We start from the raw sequence: 18,929 nt of genomic DNA on the forward strand, positions 1-18,929 counted from the left end.
AAAAAGATATCATTATTAATTAAACAAAAACTTGTAGCAATTTAATCCAGCCAAATATCCTAAACTCAGGATTAACGGATATCCAAAAAACAACCAAAGATAATCCCAGAAATTGATAATTTTGAAAGTACCCCAACCTTGAATTGTCAATAATTCCAGAAAATCATACCAAGACTTTAAGCCAATTTTACCAATAATTATGTTCGCTATAATGGCGACTATTAAAATACCAAGACCTATAAAGTACAGCTTAAGCATGGTGAAAAGATAGCAAATAAAATCAGCTGAAAAAAATAGCTGTGACATTTTGACATTATATTAATATTGGCAGTACTTTTGCCTATTAAAACGAGACGATTTAAACCGATCAAAAATGGGTAAAACAAAGCCAAAAAAAGAAGAAAAAGCAAAAATTTCCGAAGAGAATCAACAGGAAGTAGAAGCGCCAAATAATATAGATATTGAAGCAAAGCTTAATGAAGAATTAGCCAAAGAAAAGGACAAGTTTATGCGTCTTTTTGCTGAATTTGAAAATTATAAAAAGCGCACTAATAAAGAACGTTTAGAGTTGTTCAAAACTGCAGGTCAAGATGTTATTCAATCTTTGCTTCCAGTGTTAGATGATTTTGACCGTGCTTATGCCGAAATTTCCAAAACGGGAGATAATGACTTGCTTAAAGGTGTTGAACTGATCAAGAATAAATTAAACAATACACTTAAAACAAAAGGTTTAGAGCCCGTTGAATTAAGCGCTGGTGATGATTTTAATGCCGATATACATGAAGCCATAACCCAGATACCTGCACCTTCTGAAGATTTAAAAGGTAAAATTGTAGATGTAGTTGAAAAAGGTTATAAACTCGGCGAAAGGGTAATCCGCTTTCCAAAAGTAGTGATTGGTCAATAGATTAAATTTAAAAATTTTCGTAAGAAATTTAAACGATTTCCCAAATCAATAAATCGAACATGTTTATTTAGATATCCCAATCTTAAAACATAAAACGAATAAGAAAAACAAATGAAGGAAGATTATTATAAAATTCTAGGAATCGATAAAAGTGCGGATGCCACTGCCATTAAAAGGGCATACAGAAAAATGGCTCTAAAATATCACCCAGACAAAAACCCTGATGACCACGAAGCTGAAGCTATGTTCAAAAAGGCTGCCGAAGCTTATGAGGTATTGAGCAATCCAGACAAAAAAGCACGTTACGATCAATATGGTCATGCAGCTTTTGATGGTGCAGGTGGATTTAGTGGTGGCGGTATGAATATGGATGACATATTTAGCCAGTTCGGCGATATTTTCGGTGGCGCTTTTAGCGGCGGTGGTGGATTTTCTGGATTCGGCGGTGGATTTGGAGGCGGACAACGTCGTACCAAAGGCGGTAATTTGAGAATACGCGTAAAGCTTACTTTAGAAGAAATTGCCAATGGTGTTGAGAAAAAATTAAAGGTTAAACGCAAAATACAAGCACCAGGAACTACCTATAAAACTTGTGGAACTTGTAATGGTACAGGTCAAATTACAAGAATTACCAATACTATTTTGGGACGGATGCAAACTGCTTCGCCATGCACAACTTGCGGTGGATCTGGTCAAACCATTGACAAGAAACCTGCAGATGCGGATGCATTAGGATTGGTTTTTTCTGAAGAAACAGTTGCAGTTAAAATTCCAGCAGGTGTTGTTGACGGAATGCAACTCAAGGTAAATGGTAAAGGAAATGCCGCCCCAGGAAATAATGGTATTGCAGGAGATTTATTAGTGGTTATTCAGGAGGATGAACATCCAACTTTAAAACGCGAAGGCGATAATTTACATCACGATTTATATGTAAGTTTACCCGATGCAATTTTAGGAACCTCTAAAGAAATTGACACTGTTTCAGGTAAAGTTCGTATCAAAATTGAGCCAGGTGTGCAGTCAGGAAAAATTTTGAGATTAAGAGGTAAAGGCATCAGTAGTATCAATAGCTACGGAAAGGGAGATTTATTGGTTCATGTAAACGTTTGGACACCAAAGACCTTAAGCAAGAAACAACGTGAATTTTTTGAAGAAATGCAAAATGACGAGCATTTTCAACCCAAGCCAGATAATACCGATAAATCCTTTTTTGAAAAAGTAAAAGATATGTTTTCCTAAAACCTTCTTATTTATTAAAAAATAGTATATTTGTACTATCGCTAATTTAATTAGTGGTAATTTTTCTTTTTCATAGCAATTTTTTCCCATCCTTATTAACGTAAGGGTGGGTTTTGTTTTTATGCACTTTTTAAATTGATTAACTTTTAAATTTTCGTCAGGTTAAGTGAGTAACAATTAATATATTTACAAGACTTATATATTACAATTAATTCAACTTTATATATGGACAATCTTTTGGTTGCTAACAATGTGTCTAAAAAATTTGGAACATTTACAGCACTTAATAATGTTTCAATTGCCGTTCCTCACGGTAGTATTTTTGGACTTCTTGGTCCAAATGGCGCTGGAAAAACTACGCTTATAAGAATTATCAATCAAATCACGATGCCCGATACTGGTGAGGTGTTTTTAGACGGTGCACCTTTAAGTCCAATGCACATACGCGATATCGGTTACTTACCGGAAGAGCGCGGTTTGTACAAATCAATGAAGGTAGGAGAACAAGCTTTGTATTTGGCACAATTAAAAGGATTATCTAAATCGGAAGCCAAAGAACGCCTTAAATATTGGTTTGATAAGTTAGATATTTCCGATTGGTGGAATAAGAAAATTGAAGAATTAAGTAAAGGACAAGCTCAAAAAATTCAGTTTGTGGTGACTGTTTTACACCGTCCAAAATTATTGATATTTGATGAGCCATTTTCTGGTTTCGATCCCATAAATGCCAATCTTATTAAAGATGAAATTTTACAACTGCGTGACGAAGGCGCAACGGTTATATTCTCAACACATCGAATGGAATCTGTAGAAGAATTATGCGATCATATTGCACTAATACATAAATCTAACAAAGTGTTAGATGGAAAATTAACCGATATCAAAAGAAGTTTTAAAACCAATACCTTCGAAGTAGGCTTGCAAACATCAAATGCATCTGAAGTGATACGCGAAATAGAACAACATTTTGAAGTGCTTCCAGCAACTTTTAAAAATCTAAATGAGGATTTAAAATTAAACATTAGGTTAAACGCGCAATCATCGCCCAACGAATTACTGACTTTTTTAACTAGTAAAGCAGAAGTGCACCATTTTGTTGAAGTGATCCCTTCGGCTAACGACATTTTTATTCAAACTGTAAAAAATAATTAAAATGAACCATTTATCTCTCATTATAAAGCGTGAGTATCTCACCAAGGTTAAGAATAAGTCGTTTATTGTTATGACTATTTTAAGTCCGCTCATTTTTGTTGCCTTGTTTGGTGTTGTAGCGTATTTGTCACAACTCAATAATAATAAAGAACGTACCATCGCCATATTAGATGCCTCTGGCTTGTTAGAAAATGCCTTCGAAAATTCTACATACACAAAGTATAATATTTTAAGCGCTGTGAGCTTAGATGAGGCTTTAGAAATCGTGAAGTTGAGCAAAGATTATGGATTGCTATATATTCCTGAAAACGCTGAAATTAAAGACATTTCAAAAGGAATTAAATTTTATTCAGAAGAATCTCCATCACTTACCATTATGAATTCTTTAGAAGGAAAGCTCGAAAAATCGCTTACAGATATTCAGCTTTTAAATGAAGGTGTCGATATCGAAAAAATTAAGTCCTCTAAAATTTCAGTCGAAATTGACCAAGAAAGTTTTTCCGGACAAAAATCCTCCAAAATAGATAATTTATTAAAGTTGGCCTTTGGTGGCGCCGCTGGTTACTTACTTTTCATGTTTATCATAATCTATGGTAATATGATTATGCGCAGCGTAATTGAAGAAAAAACCAGTCGTATTATTGAAGTTATTATTTCTTCAGTTAAACCCATTCAACTAATGATGGGCAAAATAATTGGTACCTCTTTAGCGGGCGTCACACAATTTGCAATATGGGTGGTTCTTGGTGGTATTATTTTAAGTGTTGGTTCTGCCATTTTTGGTATGAATATATCGGAAATGCAAGCATCACAAACAGCCGCTGTGCAAGAAGCCATGCAAACACCCCAAGCAGATAATATGGCTCAGAATGTAATTTTGGCCATTCAAAATTTACCGCTAACTAATTTAGTCATTGCATTTCTGTTTTTCTTTATTGGCGGATATTTATTATACAGTTCGTTATATGCCGCAATTGGTGCTGCAGTTGATAATGAAACCGATACACAACAATTTATGATGCCTATTTTAATGCCGTTGATTTTAGCAGTCTATGTGGGTGTATTCACCGTAATAGAAGATCCACATGGTACCATTTCAACAGTATTTTCCTTTATTCCTTTTACTTCACCTGTAGTAATGCTTATGCGAATACCGTTCGGTGTTCCTATTTGGCAGCAAATAGTCTCTTTACTATTTTTAATAGGAACTTTTATATTCACAGTTTGGTTCGCTGCGAAAATTTATAGAGTAGGAATTTTAATGTATGGTAAAAAACCGAGTTATAAAGAACTCATCAAATGGTTAAAGTACTAAATGGACGCAATTAATGAATTTTTTAATTATTCAGTATCGTTAGGAGAAAGCTTTAAAATTTCCGTAAAAGGAGTTATTGTAATTCTAGTGCTATTCATTGCGATTAGTATTTTCTTAAAGTTTATAAAACGGCTCCTCACAAGAAAGCTTCTTCACGAGGATAAACTCAAGTTTAATTCGGTTTTTTCTTTCACGCAGTTCTTTATCTATTTAGTGGTTGTTTTAATATCACTTCAAAATATGGGAGCCGAATTAACGGCAATTCTTGCAGCTTCAGCAGCACTTTTGGTAGGCATTGGTTTGGCTTTACAAACCTTTTTTCAAGATATAATTTCGGGAATATTCATTTTGGTAGATCAATCCGTTCATGTAGGTGATATTATTGAAATTGATGGTAAAATTGGTCGCGTGGTTGAAATTAATTTAAGAACAACACGCGCCGTTACCGTTAGTAATAAGGTATTGGTAATTCCAAATCATAAATATTTAACTTCTATTCTGTTTAATTGGACAGAAAATGGTATTTTAACCAGGGAAAGTATAGATGTTGGCGTTGCTTACGGAAGTGATGTCGTATTGGTTAAAAAAATATTATTACAAGCTGCCGAAGAACATCCCAAGGTGCTTAAAGATCCACCACCAGGGGTGTTATTTATGGATTTCGGGGAAAGTTCTCTCGACTTTAGACTAGTTTTTTCGGTCGATGATAGTTTCACTGTAAATTTACCCAAAAGCGATATTCGTTTTAGAATCAACGAATTATTTATTCAAAACAAAGTCACTATTCCATTCCCGCAACGTGATGTATATTTAAAACAAACAAATTAATTATTTAAAAGACCTCAAAAATCAAGCATGTCAAAAATACTTATTATTGAAGATGAAGCAGCCATTCGTCGTGTATTGGTGAAAATTTTAACTGAAGAAAATGCACAATATCAGGTAGAAGAAGCCGAAGATGGCCTTCAAGGAATTGAGAAAATAAAAAATAACGATTACGATTTGGTACTTTGCGACATCAAACTACCCAAAATGGATGGTGTTGAAGTATTAGAAGCCGCAAAAAAAATAAAGCCCGAAACAACTTTTGTTATGATTTCTGGTCATGGCGATTTAGAAACAGCGGTTCAAACAATGCGTTTGGGCGCCTTTGATTATATATCGAAACCACCAGACTTAAATCGACTTCTCAACACGGTTAGAATTGCGGTTGATACCAAAAAATTAGTTACTGAAAACACCATTCTAAAGAAAAAAGTTTCTAAAAATTATGAAATGATCGGTGAAAGTCCAGCCATTTCAAAAATTAAATCAATGATTGATAAGGTGGCCCAAACCGATGCTCGTGTTCTCATAACAGGCCCAAACGGAACTGGTAAAGAATTGGTAGCACATTGGTTACATCAAAAAAGTGAACGTTCCTCTGGACCAATGGTAGAAGTAAATTGCGCAGCTATACCAAGCGAACTTATTGAAAGTGAATTGTTTGGTCACGTCAAAGGCGCATTTACAAGTGCCGTTAAAGACCGTGAAGGTAAGTTTGAAGCGGCCAACAAAGGCACTATTTTTTTAGATGAAATTGGCGATATGAGTCTTTCAGCACAAGCCAAAGTATTACGAGCACTTCAGGAAAGTAAAGTCTCGCGAGTGGGAATCGATAAAGATATTAAAGTAGATGTGAGAGTTATTGCCGCCACTAATAAAAATTTAAAGGAAGAAATTGAAGCTGGAAAGTTCCGCGAGGATTTATATCACAGATTGGCCGTTATTTTAATTGAAGTGCCAGCACTTAATGATAGGCGAGAAGATATCCCTTTGTTGATAGAATTTTTCACTAGCAAAATCTCTGAAGAACAAGGCTCTACTCAAAAAAAATTCATGCCTAAAGCAATTAGTCTACTTCAAAAATATGATTGGACCGGCAATATTAGAGAATTACGTAATGTAGTAGAACGTTTAATTATCCTCGGTGGTGATGAAGTCTCTGAAGAAGATGTAAAACTTTTTGCTAGTAAATAAATTGGGCTTAATGAATACAAAATAGAAGAATGAAAGATATCAAACTACCAGATTTTAAAGTCATCCAACCAATAGAATTAAAGAATAGACCAACCTATGTCGATTTAGACATGAGCGAAAAAGCGACCGAAAAACAGCTTAAAAAAGTTCGGCGAGTGTTAGGCGAACTTCAGGACGTGATGTATGCCCATGGAAAATACTCGGTGTTGTTTTGTTTACAAGGAATTGACACTTCTGGAAAAGATAGTTTAATAAGAGAAGTTTTTAAGGATTTTAACGCCCGTGGTGTTGTAGTACACAGTTTTAAAGTACCCACACCATTAGAGCTTAAACACGATTACTTGTGGCGCCATTATATTGCTTTACCCGCGCGAGGAAAATTTGGAGTATTTAATCGCACACATTATGAAAACGTGTTAATTACACGTGTGAGACCAAATTATATTATGAACGAAAACATTCCTGGCGTTGATGATGTTTCAAAAATAGATGATGCTTTTTGGGATGAACGATTTGAGCAAATCAATAATTTTGAAAAGCACATCGCTCAGAATGGCACTATTATATTCAAGTTTTTTCTTCATCTTTCAAAAGAAGAACAGCGTCAAAGGTTGTTGCGTAGATTGGAAAAACCAAGTAAAAACTGGAAATTTTCTTCAGATGATTTAAAGGAACGCGCACTTTGGGACCAATATCAAACCTATTATGAAGATGCTATTAACAGAACTTCAAAGCCTCATGCACCATGGTATACTATTCCGGCGGACGATAAGGCAACCGCTAGATATATTGTTGCGAAAATTCTACTCGATGAACTGAGAACCTATACCGATATTCAAAATCCTGAATTAAGTGATGAAGACAAAGGCAATTTGAAACACTATAAAGAACAACTCGCTATAGAATAAATTATGAAAACATTTTATGCCAAAGCCTTTATTTTCTCTCTGTTTGTCAATTTTCAATTTGCAGCAACTGCCCAAACAGATGACGCCGTTTTTAAATCAATTTATGCAACATCCTTGACAAACGGTCAAAGTTACGCATGGCTAGATCATTTATCAAACAGAATAGGAGGTAGATTATCAGGATCGGTAAATGCCCAGTTAGCGGTTGAATATACCAAAGTAGAATTAGAAAAATTAGGTTTAGACAAGGTTTGGCTGCAGCCCGTTATGGTACCCAAATGGATACGCGGTGCCAAAGAAAATGCCTATATCGAAACTTCTCCAGGAAATAGGATTGACGTTAATATTTGTGCGCTTGGTGGCTCTGTTGCAACGGCAGCATTAGGGTTGAAAGCTCAAGTTGTTGAAGTAAAGTCTTTTGAAGATCTGGAAACTTTAGGCCTTGAAAATATTGAAGGTAAAATTGTATTTTACAATAGACCTATGCAGCCCGATTTAATTCAAACCTTTGAGGCTTACGGTGGTTGTGTAGACCAACGTTATGCAGGCGCCATGGAAGCAGCCAAATATAAAGCAGCTGGTGTAATTGTGCGTTCAGTAAATCTACGTATGGATGATTATCCACATACAGGCACCATGAGTTATGGCGATTTACCAAATAGTCAGCGTATACCTTCGGCGGCTATAAGTACTAACGATGCCGAAAAACTCTCCGGTATGTTGTCTTTGAATCCAAAACTGGAATTCTATTTTAAGCAAAACTGCCAACAACTTCCCGATGTTGAATCGTATAATGTGATTGGTGAAATTACTGGTAGCGAATTTCCGGACGAATATATCTTAGTTGGTGGCCATCTCGATTCATGGGATTTAGGGGATGGCGCACACGACGATGGTGCTGGTGTGGTGCAATCTATAGAAGTTTTAAGATTGATGAAGGTTTTGAATTTACAACCGAAACGAACTCTAAGAGTTGTATTATTTATGAACGAAGAAAATGGTTTGCGAGGTGCAACGAAATATGCTGAAGAAGCCAAGCGCAAAGGTGAAAATCATATTTTTGCTCTAGAAAGTGACGCTGGTGGCTTTACGCCGCGAGGCTTTTCATTTCAGGCTGATGAAGCCAATTTTCAACAGGTTTTAAGTTGGCAAACGCTATTTAAGCCTTATCTCATTCACTTTTTTGAAAAAGGAGGTAGTGGTGCTGATGTGGGCCCATTAAAATCAGAAACCAATGTTTTAGCAGGATTGAGACCCGATTCGCAACGCTATTTTGATCACCACCACGCAGCCAACGATACTTTTGAGCATGTTAACAAACGCGAACTAGAACTTGGTGCAGCCACTATGACGGCTTTGGTTTATTTGTTTGACGCGTATGGAATTGTAAAAAATGAAGCTTTGACGCCGATTAAGGACTGATTTTTGATGCATAAAATAGAAACATTTCTTACTTCAAGTTTTTAAGCATATGTGTAATTTAAAAATTCTTGTAATACTTTTAATTTTACTCGGGAGTAATATGAAAGCACAAAATAACGAAACTAGTCTTCCTTATCAAGAAATACCTGACTACCCCGAAACCTATACTGCAGGTGCTGTTGTTGCAAGAATGATTGACGGTTTAGGATTTCGTTTTTATTGGGCCACTGAAGGTTTAATCGATACAGATTTAGCTTACCAACCATCAGAAGATTCAAGAAGCACTTATCAAACTATTGAACATATTTATGCGCTTTCAAACACAATACTGAATGCGGCATTGAGGAAAGAAAACCAAATTTTTAATACCAGTGATTTAGATTACAAAACCTTACGAAGTCGAACATTGATAAATCTTAAAACTGCCGCTGATATTTTAAGAGAAACTTCTGATTTAACCAATCACAACCTTAAGTTCAGTAATAGAGAAATGCCGTTTTGGTTTAATATCAACGGTCCAATTTCCGATGCTATATGGCATAGTGGGCAGATAGCTTCGTTTCGGAGAGCGTCAGGAAATCCAATTAATTCAAATCTTAGTTTTTTCACAGGGAAAATAAACAACTAAACACAAAACAGGTTCATGCACAGATTTATCCTTGCAATTTTAATGTTTAGTTTAATAGGCTTTTCTCTAAACGCACAAACCAAGGATTATTATGAAGTCGCCCTTAAAGATCAATCCAATGAAGAACCTATATCTTTTGCTACAATTCGATTAAAAGACTCCAAACAAGGCTTAATTGCAGATGCTGAAGGAGAATTTAGAATACCATTCGCTTTTAAGAACTTCAACGCCATATTCTCAATCACCAGTATTGGTTATGAATCTATTGAACTTATTGTTTCTGAATTGACACCTAATCAAATCAATATCTTCTATTTGAAACCCAATGTAGAAGAATTAAACGCTATTGTCATAGCTAATGATCCAGCGAAACGCAGGCGAGTTGACCAAGCTTCCGCTTTGGTTAAAGCTGCTAGAACGCTTACGGCAGATGAAATTATTTATTTAGCAATAAAAAATATTCAAACAAATTTGAGTGCATTACCTTCATCGGTGCTAGGTTATTATAGAGACTATCAAATAGTAAATGATGAGTATTATAACTTAAATGAAGGAATAGTTGAAATGTTTGATAGGGGCATTAGGTTTGAAGATGAGGCTTATGAAAGCTTTAAGGCGAGCATTTATTCCTATCAGCAGAATAATGAATTTAAACAAGACAGCACCTACACAGTTCCATACGATAGAGAAGTTAAGTTCATTCAAAATGCAGCTATCAGACCGAATGGAGGCAACGAGTTAACAATTTTAAATGTTCACAATCTTATAAGAAATTATAATGTAGCCACCTTTTCGTTTGTTTACGTTTTTAAATCTTATTTTTTAAATAATCATAATTCAAGGAGGAACGGCATAATTTATTTAAATGATGAACCCTTGGTGCAAATTAGATTTGAAACATATCCGAGAGTTTCAGGATCAAGTCATAAAGCATTCGGAAATATTTTAATTTCACTTAAAGATTATTCCATTCACAGATTTAATTATGAAGTATTTGATGATGATAAGGACAATGCCTTGTTCAACTTAAATATTGAATACAGACGCCAAAATGACAAAATGTATCTGAATTATATCACCTTCAACAATAGATTTATAATGATGGATAAAAATATATTGAGTGAAGAAGATATAAGTTTCTACCCTGACGAATATAAATTTCGAATCACATTTAATAAAAATATTAATTTAAATTCGGTTAGAAAGGGTTGTTTTAACATTAAGTACGGCAATCAAAAGTTGTACATTGATGAAATCATTAATAGAAGTAACGCATCCTTAGAATTAATTGTCCGACCGTTTTTTAGAGATGGATTTGATCAAAGAAGTTTTAATACTAAAGACCTTAGCTTTAAAATGCGTAAAATTAAGGATTTAGATGGAAGAGAAATATATGAGCCTAGACTTGTTATAGCATATCAATTTAGAGAGCTATTTATACAAGAAGTTTTTCCTGAAAAAGAAATTCCCGAAAATACACCTTTGATGGTGAATGACATACCAATCGAGTTTTCAAAAAGAAATTTATCCGAAAACACAGATAAATACTGGCTTAATTCACCTCTAAGACAAACTGTTACAATTAAAAAAAATAATTAATTCAGCAAATTAATTAATCGCTTTTATACAACATTTTTCCTGCCGCCTCATATTTATCACCTTCAACCCAAAACGGCGTTTCTAAAGCATTGCCAATATTTCTACCAGACATCACATAAGCTTGAAAAAACTTATAAAGGTAGTTGTAGTCGAGGGAATCGGCTTCGTCATTCGGACGGTGATAGTATTTGGTAACATCGCCACTAAATGATGTAAATCCCATCGAAAACGTGGGTGCAGGAATTCCTTTGTTCGCAAAATGTACGTTGTCGCTTCGGTCAAATAAACCTTGTTCAGGTGCTGGATCGTCGGTTGCTCTGAGTCCGAAGGTTTCGGCAGCACTTGTAATGTGCTCGGTGGCCGTGGTTCGGTTTAATCCTACAATTGTTGCCAATGAGGTATCATTGTATCCAGCATTATCACTATTAAAACAAAACACCATTTGTTCTAAAGGTAATACGGGATTTTCAACGTAAAACTTACTGCCTAATAAACCCTTTTCTTCACCTGTAAACAAAATAAATAGGGCAGAGCGCTTGGTTGGGTATTTGGCTAAATTTTCAGCCATACTCAATACGGTTACCGTTCCCACAGCATTATCGCGTGCACCGTTGTAAATGGTATCACCAGTTTCGTCAGGGTCGCCAATACCAACGTGATCGTAGTGCGCTGAGTAAATTATAAATTCATTTTTTAATTTGGGATCGGTACCTTCAACCATTCCAATAACGTTATAATCAACAATGGCTTCCGAGATTTCTGCACTCATTGAAACTGAAGCCTTTACACTGGTGTTTGGTTTAAAGGAATTTGCAATTTCACTCCCTTCATCTAAAATCCATAAATAGGCAAAATCATTACTTTCTGTGGTTTCAGCTTCATCTAAGGTCAACCGGCTTGTGTTAAAATTATGTTCAATATATCCCCACATTTGCGCACCTGTATCTAGTAACTCAACAATTCCTATGGCACCATGTTCTTGAGCTAGTTCTTGTTTTTTTTGTCTTAGCCTGAAAGCAGCCCTTGAATCAGAGGTTTCAGCACTGCCACTTTTTAAAATTAGCAATTTGCCTTTCACATTTTGATTGTTATAATCTGCTTCTAAACCGTATCCTAAAAAAGCAACCGATTCATTTCCCTTTAGTTTTGCTGCATTTAAAACAGCGTAATTGGCCATTAATTGATTGTTTATAGAAACCTTAACATCCTTTGGTGGCGATGTCTTTTTAAGTTTTACTTCCTGATAAAAGTTACCGGTTTTCGGATTTGGTAGCACACCGTAACTCCTGAGTGTATTGGCCAGATATGAAGCTGCTATTTTATTTTCGGCTGTTCCGGTTTCCCGACCTTTTAATAAGTCGTCAGAAAGAAAATATATATGACCTTCAATTATTTCCTTTTTTACGGTTTCTCGAACGGTGGCTTCATCGGTTTGGGCATAAATTCCGAAGGAGATAAATAGAATCAGGTTAAAAATTGACAATCGCCTCATGATGTGTTTTTTAAATTAATTAGCTTGGTATTTTACCTTACCACCAATGATGGTCATACTTACTTTGGTTTTCAAAATGTCGTCTTCAGAAATGGTCATGATATCTTTATCAAATACCGTGAAATCGGCCAATTTACCAACTTCAATCGTGCCTTTTTCATTTTCCATAAAGGCTCCGTAAGCCGGCCAAATGGTATAAGACTTTAAGGCTTGATCTCTGGTCATTTTTTGGTCTGGTTCGTAACCACCTTCGGGTGTGCCAGCTAAAGTTCTTCGAGAAACTGAAGCGTAAAAACTTGGTAAGGGATCTAATGGCTCAACTGGTGCATCTGTGCCATTTACAATTTTCACTCCTGTTTTAAGCAGTTTTTGCCATACATAAGCGCCTTCAATAATGCGCTGCTCGCCTAAACGGTCTATTGCCCAAGGCCTGTCCGATGCCATGTGAATGGCCTGCATTGCGGGGATAACACCTAACTCAGCAAATCTTCCAATGTCTTCTGGGTTAAGGTGTTGAGCGTGTTCTATTCTAAATCTATGATTATTTGCTTTTTCTCGATAGTTATTAAATGCGATTTCATAGCGATCTAGAATTTCACGATTCGCACGATCACCAATGGCATGAGCACAAACTTGAAACCCACTTTGAAGTGCTTTTTTTGAAGTGCTTTCTACAAAAGTCATGGGTAAGGTTTCATGTCCATAATGTCCTTCTCGGTCTGAATATGGTTCCAATAGCCACGCGCCGCGAGAACCCAATGCACCATCACAATTTAGTTTAATGGATCTAATGTCCAAAGTATGTTTAGCACTGTCAATCATAGGGCCTTTTTGGTACCACTCATTGAGTAAACTTTCATCAAAACCAGTTAGCATAACGTACATACGCACTGGTAATTCGTCTTCCGCTTTAAGTTCTTGAAGTAAATCAATGACCTGACGATTTTGTCCAGCATCATGAAACCCTGTAATACCCAATTTTAAGCAGGCTTCTTGCGCCATTTTCAGCGCTTTTTTATCTTGATCACGGTCATTTTTAGGAATGAATTTAGCAACCAATCCAGTGGCACGCTCGGTAAATATACCTGTTGGATTTCCGTCAGTATCGATAATGATTTCACCGCCTTCTCCTTCTTTAAGTGTTTCAGATAGTTCTCTTACTGTTGAAGCAGTAACTCCTGCAATTTCCATTGCTTTGGCATTGGCAAAAGAGGCATGACCACTGGCATGACTTAACAAAATAGGATTATCAGGACTTATAGCACTTAAGTTGTTGTGTGTTTGAAAACCCTTCACTAAATTTTCGGGTTGTGGTGTCCATTTACTTTGATGCCAGCCACGACCAACAATCCATTGGCCTGGTTCTGCTTTGGCAACCGCATCTTCTACCAGTTCTAATAGTTCGTCATAATTTTTAACATTGAGTAAATCAATATTTAATTCATTATAGCCAATGCCTAGTATATGGCCATGTCCTTCGATAAAGCCCGGTGTAAGGGTTTTACCATTTAAGTCTATGACCTGTGTGTTGTCATTCTTTGGAATTTGGGATTCGTCATCGCCAACGTAAATAATGATATCATCCTTAACGGCTATGATTTTGGCATTAGGTTGTGAGTCGTTAGCATTATAAATACTGCCGTTTTTGATAATTAAACTGGCGGCTTCAGGGCTGCTGGTGTTACTGTTGCAGCTGCAAAAAAGCACTGCCATTAATAGATATAGGTATTTTAGCATGGTTCGTTAATTTTAATAGGAGTGAAAGTTACGCAAAAAAGCTAAAGTTTTAACGGTGAATGGGGTGTTTAACAGTCGCGTTTTGGATCTATTTATAAAATAATAAAATAGAGGCATAATGGTTATTTATGTGCCCTAAAGGTTTAACACAATCACATTTTTAGTGCTTTAATTGGTTTAAGTATAGAGATAGTAATTTCAGTTTTGCCTTTCGATTTTTTCTAAATCCCGACCATCTATTTGAATAAATTCTATTCACTTTTATCATCTCTAAATAAAAAAACAAGATAAGCGCTATAATATCCCCCGAATCAAAAACAGCGATGCAAACGCGATGATGGCGTAAAGTTCTGGGAAAACTGCCAAAATCAATGCACGGCCAAATACATCGTTTCCTGAACCAATGCTATCAATACTGCTGGCACAAACTTTGCCCTGATACATGCCTGATATCAATCCGGCAATACCAAGTGCCAAACCGCCACCAAGAATTCCGGCGCCTTGTAACAAGGTCATTTCGGGACTAATTAAATCCTGTAAAATAAAGAATCCGGCAAAGCCATAGAGCCCCTGGGTACCAGGAAGTGCACTAAGTACAATAAACGAACCGAAAGATTCCGGACGCTTTTTTAAAGCACCAACGGTGGCTTGTGCGCCAATGGCGGTGCCCATGGCACTACCACATCCTGATAGGCCTACTAAGAGTCCGATGCCAATAAATGCGAGTGTTAAAGGTAATGTTTCCATAAATGTGTTATTAAGATTCTATAGGTTGTTTTTTAAATGGTTGGTAGGCTTTGCCGCCGCCTTTAAATTGGGCATTGTTGTAAAATTCTACAAAGGTTAATCTAAGCGGATGCACAAACGATCCCAGCACTGCGATACAAAAATTAAGGGTATGGCCAAATAATAGGAAAACTACCCCAATGAGAACGCCCCACCAGCTATTCTCCATAATTTGCATACCTATTTGGTTGACCACCAAGCCAAGAACTGAAGAAGCTACCCCTAATGCAAATAATCGCACATAAGACAATACATCACCCAATACGCCCGTGAAAATAAAAAAGAGTGGTAACAAACCGGTGGCAGCTCTGGCTGGCAAAGCTTGCTCCATATCGTGAAAAAAGAGTACCAATAGCACACCGCCTATCAACAATATATTGCGCATCATTCCAAAGTGTTGCAGTGCGGTAATCTCTTGCATGTCTGCCAAAAAAATCCAGATAAGACCAGTAACGATGCACAGTTTGCCAATTTGGGAAATGGCCTTGGTATAGTGATCAAAGCGCAGTTTATTATAAATTGAAACGAAGATCCCCAGAAAGATTTGTACCACACCAATCATTAAAGCCACATTAAAGGCATTGAACATAAAATCACGATCATCGGGTATCAGCACGTATTTACCTAGCATTTGAAAAAGTTCCCATTGTTCTGAATTGGTGGGAATACCAAAAACGCTGCCGGACTTTACTAATCCCATAACCGTGGTCATCAGTCCCAGTATCATGCCCATCAATGCCAAGCTTTTGGTAAGTTTTAAAAAGCCAAACCAACCTATAAGCGAAGCTGCAAAGAAAATGAGCCCGTAACCCGCATCGCCAAGACAGTAAGCAAACATGATAGGGTAGAAGACAGCAATGAGCGGTGTTGGATCCCATTCGTAGTAATTGGGCAACTCGAAAATTTTTGTAATAGGTTCAAACAGCTTTGAATACTTGTTATTCTGAAGCTTTACCGGCACTTCATTTTCCGGTTTTGGGGTTTCTATGGCATAGGATAATTGTTCGGTTTTTAAGTATTTGATTAAATCAGTTTCCATGGCAGCAGGAAACCAGCCAATGAGTGATAAAATGGCTCCTTTTTTATGCTCGTAATAACTGCCTTGTGCCATGGCAAAGGCCAACTGGTTTTCAAGGTTTGTTAATTCAGCTTTTAGGTTGGTTAAGCAACTTGAATAGGATGCGATTTCTTGTTGTATCTTTTCATTTTCTTTTTGCAATGTTTCTTCAAACTTTATAAGTTCTGATAATGTGCGTTCTGGTACTTTAACCGACTCAAATGGAATTGGTTTCTCCGGTTTGCCAATAACCACAAAATAAACCTGATTGGAAGTAATTTGTACCAACCTATGAATTAGCGAACCAAAATCATAGGTGTCGTATTCTTTTTTGGTAGCGATACATAGCTTAACCTTAATGCCGCTCGCTCTTAGACGTTGAATTTTACTTAAATCAAAATCGCCCCATGGTATGCGTTGCAGCTTATCCTTCAAGAGTGATTCTTTTTGAAGAACATTAGCATCCATGCGATGCTTTAGATCAAGTACATCATTAACTGCATAATTAACTGGTTCTTGCGCTTTGTGAGACTTACTTGTTTTTTTGCTCTCATGTGCCTCGATGATGTCAATCGCCTTAATGAGCCTATTCTTGTCCTGTTGTAGTACATCTAAAGCGTCGCTGTGAAAATCTTTGTTGAATTCAATATGCAACACACCAATCTTCTGCAGCATTTCTGTGATTTGCAGCCGTTGCCGATGAAAGACAAGTAAGGTCAATTTTTTAAATGAAGCTGTCATGCGGCTTTGCTCTCTTTTCGTTTCTTTACAATTTTCTGTGCAGCTTTTGAGATGTTTTCCTTGTCTTCTAAAAAGCGCTTAATCTTCAGTATAGCATCTTCATATTCTGGAATTTGCACTTTTTCATAGAGGTTGACTTTTTGGGTCGTTTTTTTTCTTGCTAAATCCAGAATGTCAATTTGTTGTTGCAAAATATCAGCTTTTATATTGAGCGTGATGACCTCTTTCAACAAGGCTATGCCGCCGGGTACCCAAGCAGGCATACGCCACCAGCTAACATCAACAATTCTAAATTTAATTGATTTAATTTCAGGAACATTTACGCCAATTACTTTTTTCTTAAACGTTTCTATGTTGTCCATCACGAGGACTTCAGGAAACGCCGCCCAAAAAGCCTCGTAATTGTCTAATCTGGCTTTGAGTTTCTCTCTCTGCTGGCTTATTTTCTCTAGTTCATTCATAAGTTTCACTACCTCTAAACGCAGGGCCGTTTCTTTATTTTTCAGAATGGGCAAAGCCTTCTGCCTAATAGCAAGTTGCCGCTTAAACAGTTGCACAGTGGTTTTATTATAGTGAAATTTTAATGCCATGTTATGAAGCGTTTATAGTTTGCTCTTCATGCCAGTACTGTTCTATAAATTCTTCTTTGATGCCCACTTCAAATTTTTTGAAATAGGTTTGCAAGAGTTCCCATCCTGTGTCGAGCATTTGGTCGATGGGAATATTAACATCTACAGCTAGTAATTTCCTAGAATATTCCTTTGCGAAGTCCAAACAGCGCTTGTCGTATTCGTTAAGGTCAAATCCATTTTCTTTTTTGGTCTTGGCATCCATAGCATCGGCATAAAGTCTAACCAGCGCATTCATCACCTGCGGATGGTCTTCACGGGTCTTTTTACCTATCACATTTTGCTTCAGTCTTGATAGGCTGCGAAACGGATCTATAATTACCTTGCCAATATCGGCGTCTTGCTTCAAAAACAATTGCCCTTCGGTAATGTAACCTGTATTATCGGGTATGGCATGGGTAATATCACCTTCATTTAAGGTGGTAACGGCTATGATGGTGATAGAACCGCCATGGGCAAATTGAACTGATTTTTCATAGATACTGGCCAAGTCACTGTACAGTGAACCAGGCATGGAATCTTTAGAGGGAATTTGATCCATTTTATTAGCTACAATCGCTAAAGCATCGGCGTAAAGCGTCATATCAGTAATTAAAACCAGTACTTTTTGTTTTTGGTCATTGGCAAAATATTCCGCAGCTGTACAGGCCATATCGGGTATGAGAAGGCGCTCTAACGGCGGATTTTCAGAAGTATTGATAAAGCAAACAATTTTATTAAGTACACCGGCTTTGGTAAAGGTATTTTTAAAAAATAGGTAATCGTCATTAGACAAGCCCATACCGCCCAAAATAATTTTATCGGCTTCAGCACGCATGGCTACTTCAGCCAGCACCTGATTGTAAGGCTGATCTGGATTTGCAAAAAACGGTATTTTTTGTCCTGTAACTAAGGTGTTGTTGAGGTCGATGCCTGCAATACCTGTTGCTAATAAGGTAGAAGGCTGTGAACGCTTTACGGGGTTAACCGCATTTCCCTTGATAACTCTATCTTCGCCGCGAAGTTCGGGACCGCCATCAATAGGTTCTCCGTAACCATTCAGAAATCTGCCAGCAAGCAAGTCGCTTACTTTTAACGAAGGCGGCGAACCGCTAAAAATCACTTCAGAATGAGAGGAAACACCTTCTGTTCCAGAAAACACCTGTACAGTTACATTGTCTCCAAGCACGCTAATAACTTGCGCAGGCATACCATTAACTCTTGCTAACTCACCATAACGTGCACCTTCAGCCTTTAAAGTGCAGGTGGCCTTTGTGATATTTGAAATTTTAGTATAAATACGCTTAAATCCCATATTT

At 36.8% G+C, this 18,929-nt stretch carries 17 protein-coding genes; 10 read left to right on the forward strand and 7 right to left on the reverse strand.

Annotated features, from left to right (window positions below):
- Nucleotides 1-15 precede the first annotated feature (15 nt).
- Complete coding sequence (locus V7Z48_RS07040; RefSeq protein WP_334112697.1) at nucleotides 16-306, reverse strand: DUF7672 family protein; 291 nt, start codon at nucleotides 304-306, stop codon at nucleotides 16-18.
- A 67-nt stretch (nucleotides 307-373) separates the two neighbouring features.
- Between V7Z48_RS07040 and V7Z48_RS07045 the strand changes: the two genes are divergently transcribed.
- From V7Z48_RS07045 to V7Z48_RS07090, 10 genes are all read left to right on the forward strand, one after another.
- The gene (locus V7Z48_RS07045) at nucleotides 374-907 is read left to right on the forward strand and encodes a nucleotide exchange factor GrpE (RefSeq protein ID WP_334112698.1); all 534 of its coding nucleotides are present in this window, start codon (nucleotides 374-376) and stop codon (nucleotides 905-907) included.
- Nucleotides 908-1,018: 111 nt separating this feature from the next.
- A complete protein-coding gene (dnaJ, locus tag V7Z48_RS07050) occupies nucleotides 1,019-2,146 on the forward strand; it encodes a molecular chaperone DnaJ (protein WP_334112699.1) in 1,128 nt (375 codons plus the stop codon).
- A 225-nt stretch (nucleotides 2,147-2,371) separates the two neighbouring features.
- On the forward strand, nucleotides 2,372-3,298 hold the full coding sequence (locus tag V7Z48_RS07055; protein ID WP_334112700.1) for an ABC transporter ATP-binding protein: 927 nt from the start codon (nucleotides 2,372-2,374) through the stop codon (nucleotides 3,296-3,298).
- A 1-nt stretch (nucleotide 3,299) separates the two neighbouring features.
- Nucleotides 3,300-4,613, forward strand: coding sequence for an ABC transporter permease (locus tag V7Z48_RS07060; RefSeq protein ID WP_334112701.1), 1,314 nt, complete (start codon nucleotides 3,300-3,302; stop codon nucleotides 4,611-4,613).
- A complete protein-coding gene (locus tag V7Z48_RS07065; RefSeq protein WP_334112702.1) occupies nucleotides 4,614-5,441 on the forward strand; it encodes a mechanosensitive ion channel family protein in 828 nt (275 codons plus the stop codon).
- 27 nt (nucleotides 5,442-5,468) lie between these two features.
- Entirely contained in the window at nucleotides 5,469-6,632 is a 1,164-nt protein-coding gene (locus tag V7Z48_RS07070) for a sigma-54-dependent transcriptional regulator (protein WP_334112703.1), read from the forward strand.
- 29 nt (nucleotides 6,633-6,661) lie between these two features.
- Complete coding sequence (locus V7Z48_RS07075; RefSeq protein ID WP_334112704.1) at nucleotides 6,662-7,540, forward strand: PPK2 family polyphosphate kinase; 879 nt, start codon at nucleotides 6,662-6,664, stop codon at nucleotides 7,538-7,540.
- Nucleotides 7,541-7,543: 3 nt separating this feature from the next.
- Nucleotides 7,544-8,962: a M20/M25/M40 family metallo-hydrolase gene (locus V7Z48_RS07080; protein ID WP_334112705.1), complete on the forward strand. Its 1,419-nt coding sequence runs from the start codon at nucleotides 7,544-7,546 to the stop codon at nucleotides 8,960-8,962.
- Between the two features lie 100 nt (nucleotides 8,963-9,062).
- Nucleotides 9,063-9,590: a hypothetical protein gene (locus V7Z48_RS07085; protein ID WP_334112706.1), complete on the forward strand. Its 528-nt coding sequence runs from the start codon at nucleotides 9,063-9,065 to the stop codon at nucleotides 9,588-9,590.
- A 15-nt stretch (nucleotides 9,591-9,605) separates the two neighbouring features.
- On the forward strand, nucleotides 9,606-11,189 hold the full coding sequence (locus tag V7Z48_RS07090; RefSeq protein WP_334112707.1) for a carboxypeptidase-like regulatory domain-containing protein: 1,584 nt from the start codon (nucleotides 9,606-9,608) through the stop codon (nucleotides 11,187-11,189).
- Between the two features lie 13 nt (nucleotides 11,190-11,202).
- Here the strand turns inward: V7Z48_RS07090 and V7Z48_RS07095 are convergent, their stop codons facing one another.
- From V7Z48_RS07095 to V7Z48_RS07120, 6 genes are all read right to left on the reverse strand, one after another.
- Nucleotides 11,203-12,681, reverse strand: a complete 1,479-nt coding sequence (locus V7Z48_RS07095; protein WP_334112708.1) for a M28 family peptidase — start codon at nucleotides 12,679-12,681, stop codon at nucleotides 11,203-11,205.
- Nucleotides 12,682-12,696: 15 nt separating this feature from the next.
- Nucleotides 12,697-14,418: an amidohydrolase gene (locus tag V7Z48_RS07100; protein WP_334112709.1), complete on the reverse strand. Its 1,722-nt coding sequence runs from the start codon at nucleotides 14,416-14,418 to the stop codon at nucleotides 12,697-12,699.
- A 294-nt stretch (nucleotides 14,419-14,712) separates the two neighbouring features.
- The gene (locus V7Z48_RS07105; protein WP_140988405.1) at nucleotides 14,713-15,165 is read right to left on the reverse strand and encodes an ATPase; all 453 of its coding nucleotides are present in this window, start codon (nucleotides 15,163-15,165) and stop codon (nucleotides 14,713-14,715) included.
- A 10-nt stretch (nucleotides 15,166-15,175) separates the two neighbouring features.
- Complete coding sequence (locus V7Z48_RS07110; RefSeq protein WP_334112710.1) at nucleotides 15,176-16,936, reverse strand: V-type ATP synthase subunit I; 1,761 nt, start codon at nucleotides 16,934-16,936, stop codon at nucleotides 15,176-15,178.
- A 62-nt stretch (nucleotides 16,937-16,998) separates the two neighbouring features.
- Nucleotides 16,999-17,592 carry a V-type ATP synthase subunit D gene (locus tag V7Z48_RS07115; protein WP_334112711.1) on the reverse strand — a complete coding sequence of 198 codons (594 nt, stop codon included), beginning with the start codon at nucleotides 17,590-17,592 and terminating at the stop codon, nucleotides 16,999-17,001.
- A 1-nt stretch (nucleotide 17,593) separates the two neighbouring features.
- Entirely contained in the window at nucleotides 17,594-18,925 is a 1,332-nt protein-coding gene (locus V7Z48_RS07120; protein ID WP_334112712.1) for a V-type ATP synthase subunit B, read from the reverse strand.
- Between the last annotated feature and the right edge of the window lie 4 nt (nucleotides 18,926-18,929).

Origin of the sequence: Paucihalobacter sp., from assembly GCF_036825875.1 — a bacterium.
Taxonomy (GTDB): Bacteria; Bacteroidota; Bacteroidia; order Flavobacteriales; family Flavobacteriaceae; genus Paucihalobacter.

Bases quoted from the DNA above. Each gene is read 5' to 3' on its own strand.
- V7Z48_RS07040 (WP_334112697.1), bottom strand. From the start codon at position 306: ATGTCACAGCTATTTTTTTCAGCTGATTTTATTTGCTATCTTTTCACC.
- V7Z48_RS07045 (WP_334112698.1), top strand. From the start codon at position 374: ATGGGTAAAACAAAGCCAAAAAAAGAAGAAAAAGCAAAAATTTCCGAA.
- dnaJ (WP_334112699.1), top strand. From the start codon at position 1,019: ATGAAGGAAGATTATTATAAAATTCTAGGAATCGATAAAAGTGCGGAT.
- V7Z48_RS07055 (WP_334112700.1), top strand. From the start codon at position 2,372: ATGGACAATCTTTTGGTTGCTAACAATGTGTCTAAAAAATTTGGAACA.
- V7Z48_RS07060 (WP_334112701.1), top strand. From the start codon at position 3,300: ATGAACCATTTATCTCTCATTATAAAGCGTGAGTATCTCACCAAGGTT.
- V7Z48_RS07065 (WP_334112702.1), top strand. From the start codon at position 4,614: ATGGACGCAATTAATGAATTTTTTAATTATTCAGTATCGTTAGGAGAA.
- V7Z48_RS07070 (WP_334112703.1), top strand. From the start codon at position 5,469: ATGTCAAAAATACTTATTATTGAAGATGAAGCAGCCATTCGTCGTGTA.
- V7Z48_RS07075 (WP_334112704.1), top strand. From the start codon at position 6,662: ATGAAAGATATCAAACTACCAGATTTTAAAGTCATCCAACCAATAGAA.
- V7Z48_RS07080 (WP_334112705.1), top strand. From the start codon at position 7,544: ATGAAAACATTTTATGCCAAAGCCTTTATTTTCTCTCTGTTTGTCAAT.
- V7Z48_RS07085 (WP_334112706.1), top strand. From the start codon at position 9,063: ATGAAAGCACAAAATAACGAAACTAGTCTTCCTTATCAAGAAATACCT.
- V7Z48_RS07090 (WP_334112707.1), top strand. From the start codon at position 9,606: ATGCACAGATTTATCCTTGCAATTTTAATGTTTAGTTTAATAGGCTTT.
- V7Z48_RS07095 (WP_334112708.1), bottom strand. From the start codon at position 12,681: ATGAGGCGATTGTCAATTTTTAACCTGATTCTATTTATCTCCTTCGGA.
- V7Z48_RS07100 (WP_334112709.1), bottom strand. From the start codon at position 14,418: ATGCTAAAATACCTATATCTATTAATGGCAGTGCTTTTTTGCAGCTGC.
- V7Z48_RS07105 (WP_140988405.1), bottom strand. From the start codon at position 15,165: ATGGAAACATTACCTTTAACACTCGCATTTATTGGCATCGGACTCTTA.
- V7Z48_RS07110 (WP_334112710.1), bottom strand. From the start codon at position 16,936: ATGCTGCAGAAGATTGGTGTGTTGCATATTGAATTCAACAAAGATTTT.
- V7Z48_RS07115 (WP_334112711.1), bottom strand. From the start codon at position 17,592: ATGGCATTAAAATTTCACTATAATAAAACCACTGTGCAACTGTTTAAG.
- V7Z48_RS07120 (WP_334112712.1), bottom strand. From the start codon at position 18,925: ATGGGATTTAAGCGTATTTATACTAAAATTTCAAATATCACAAAGGCC.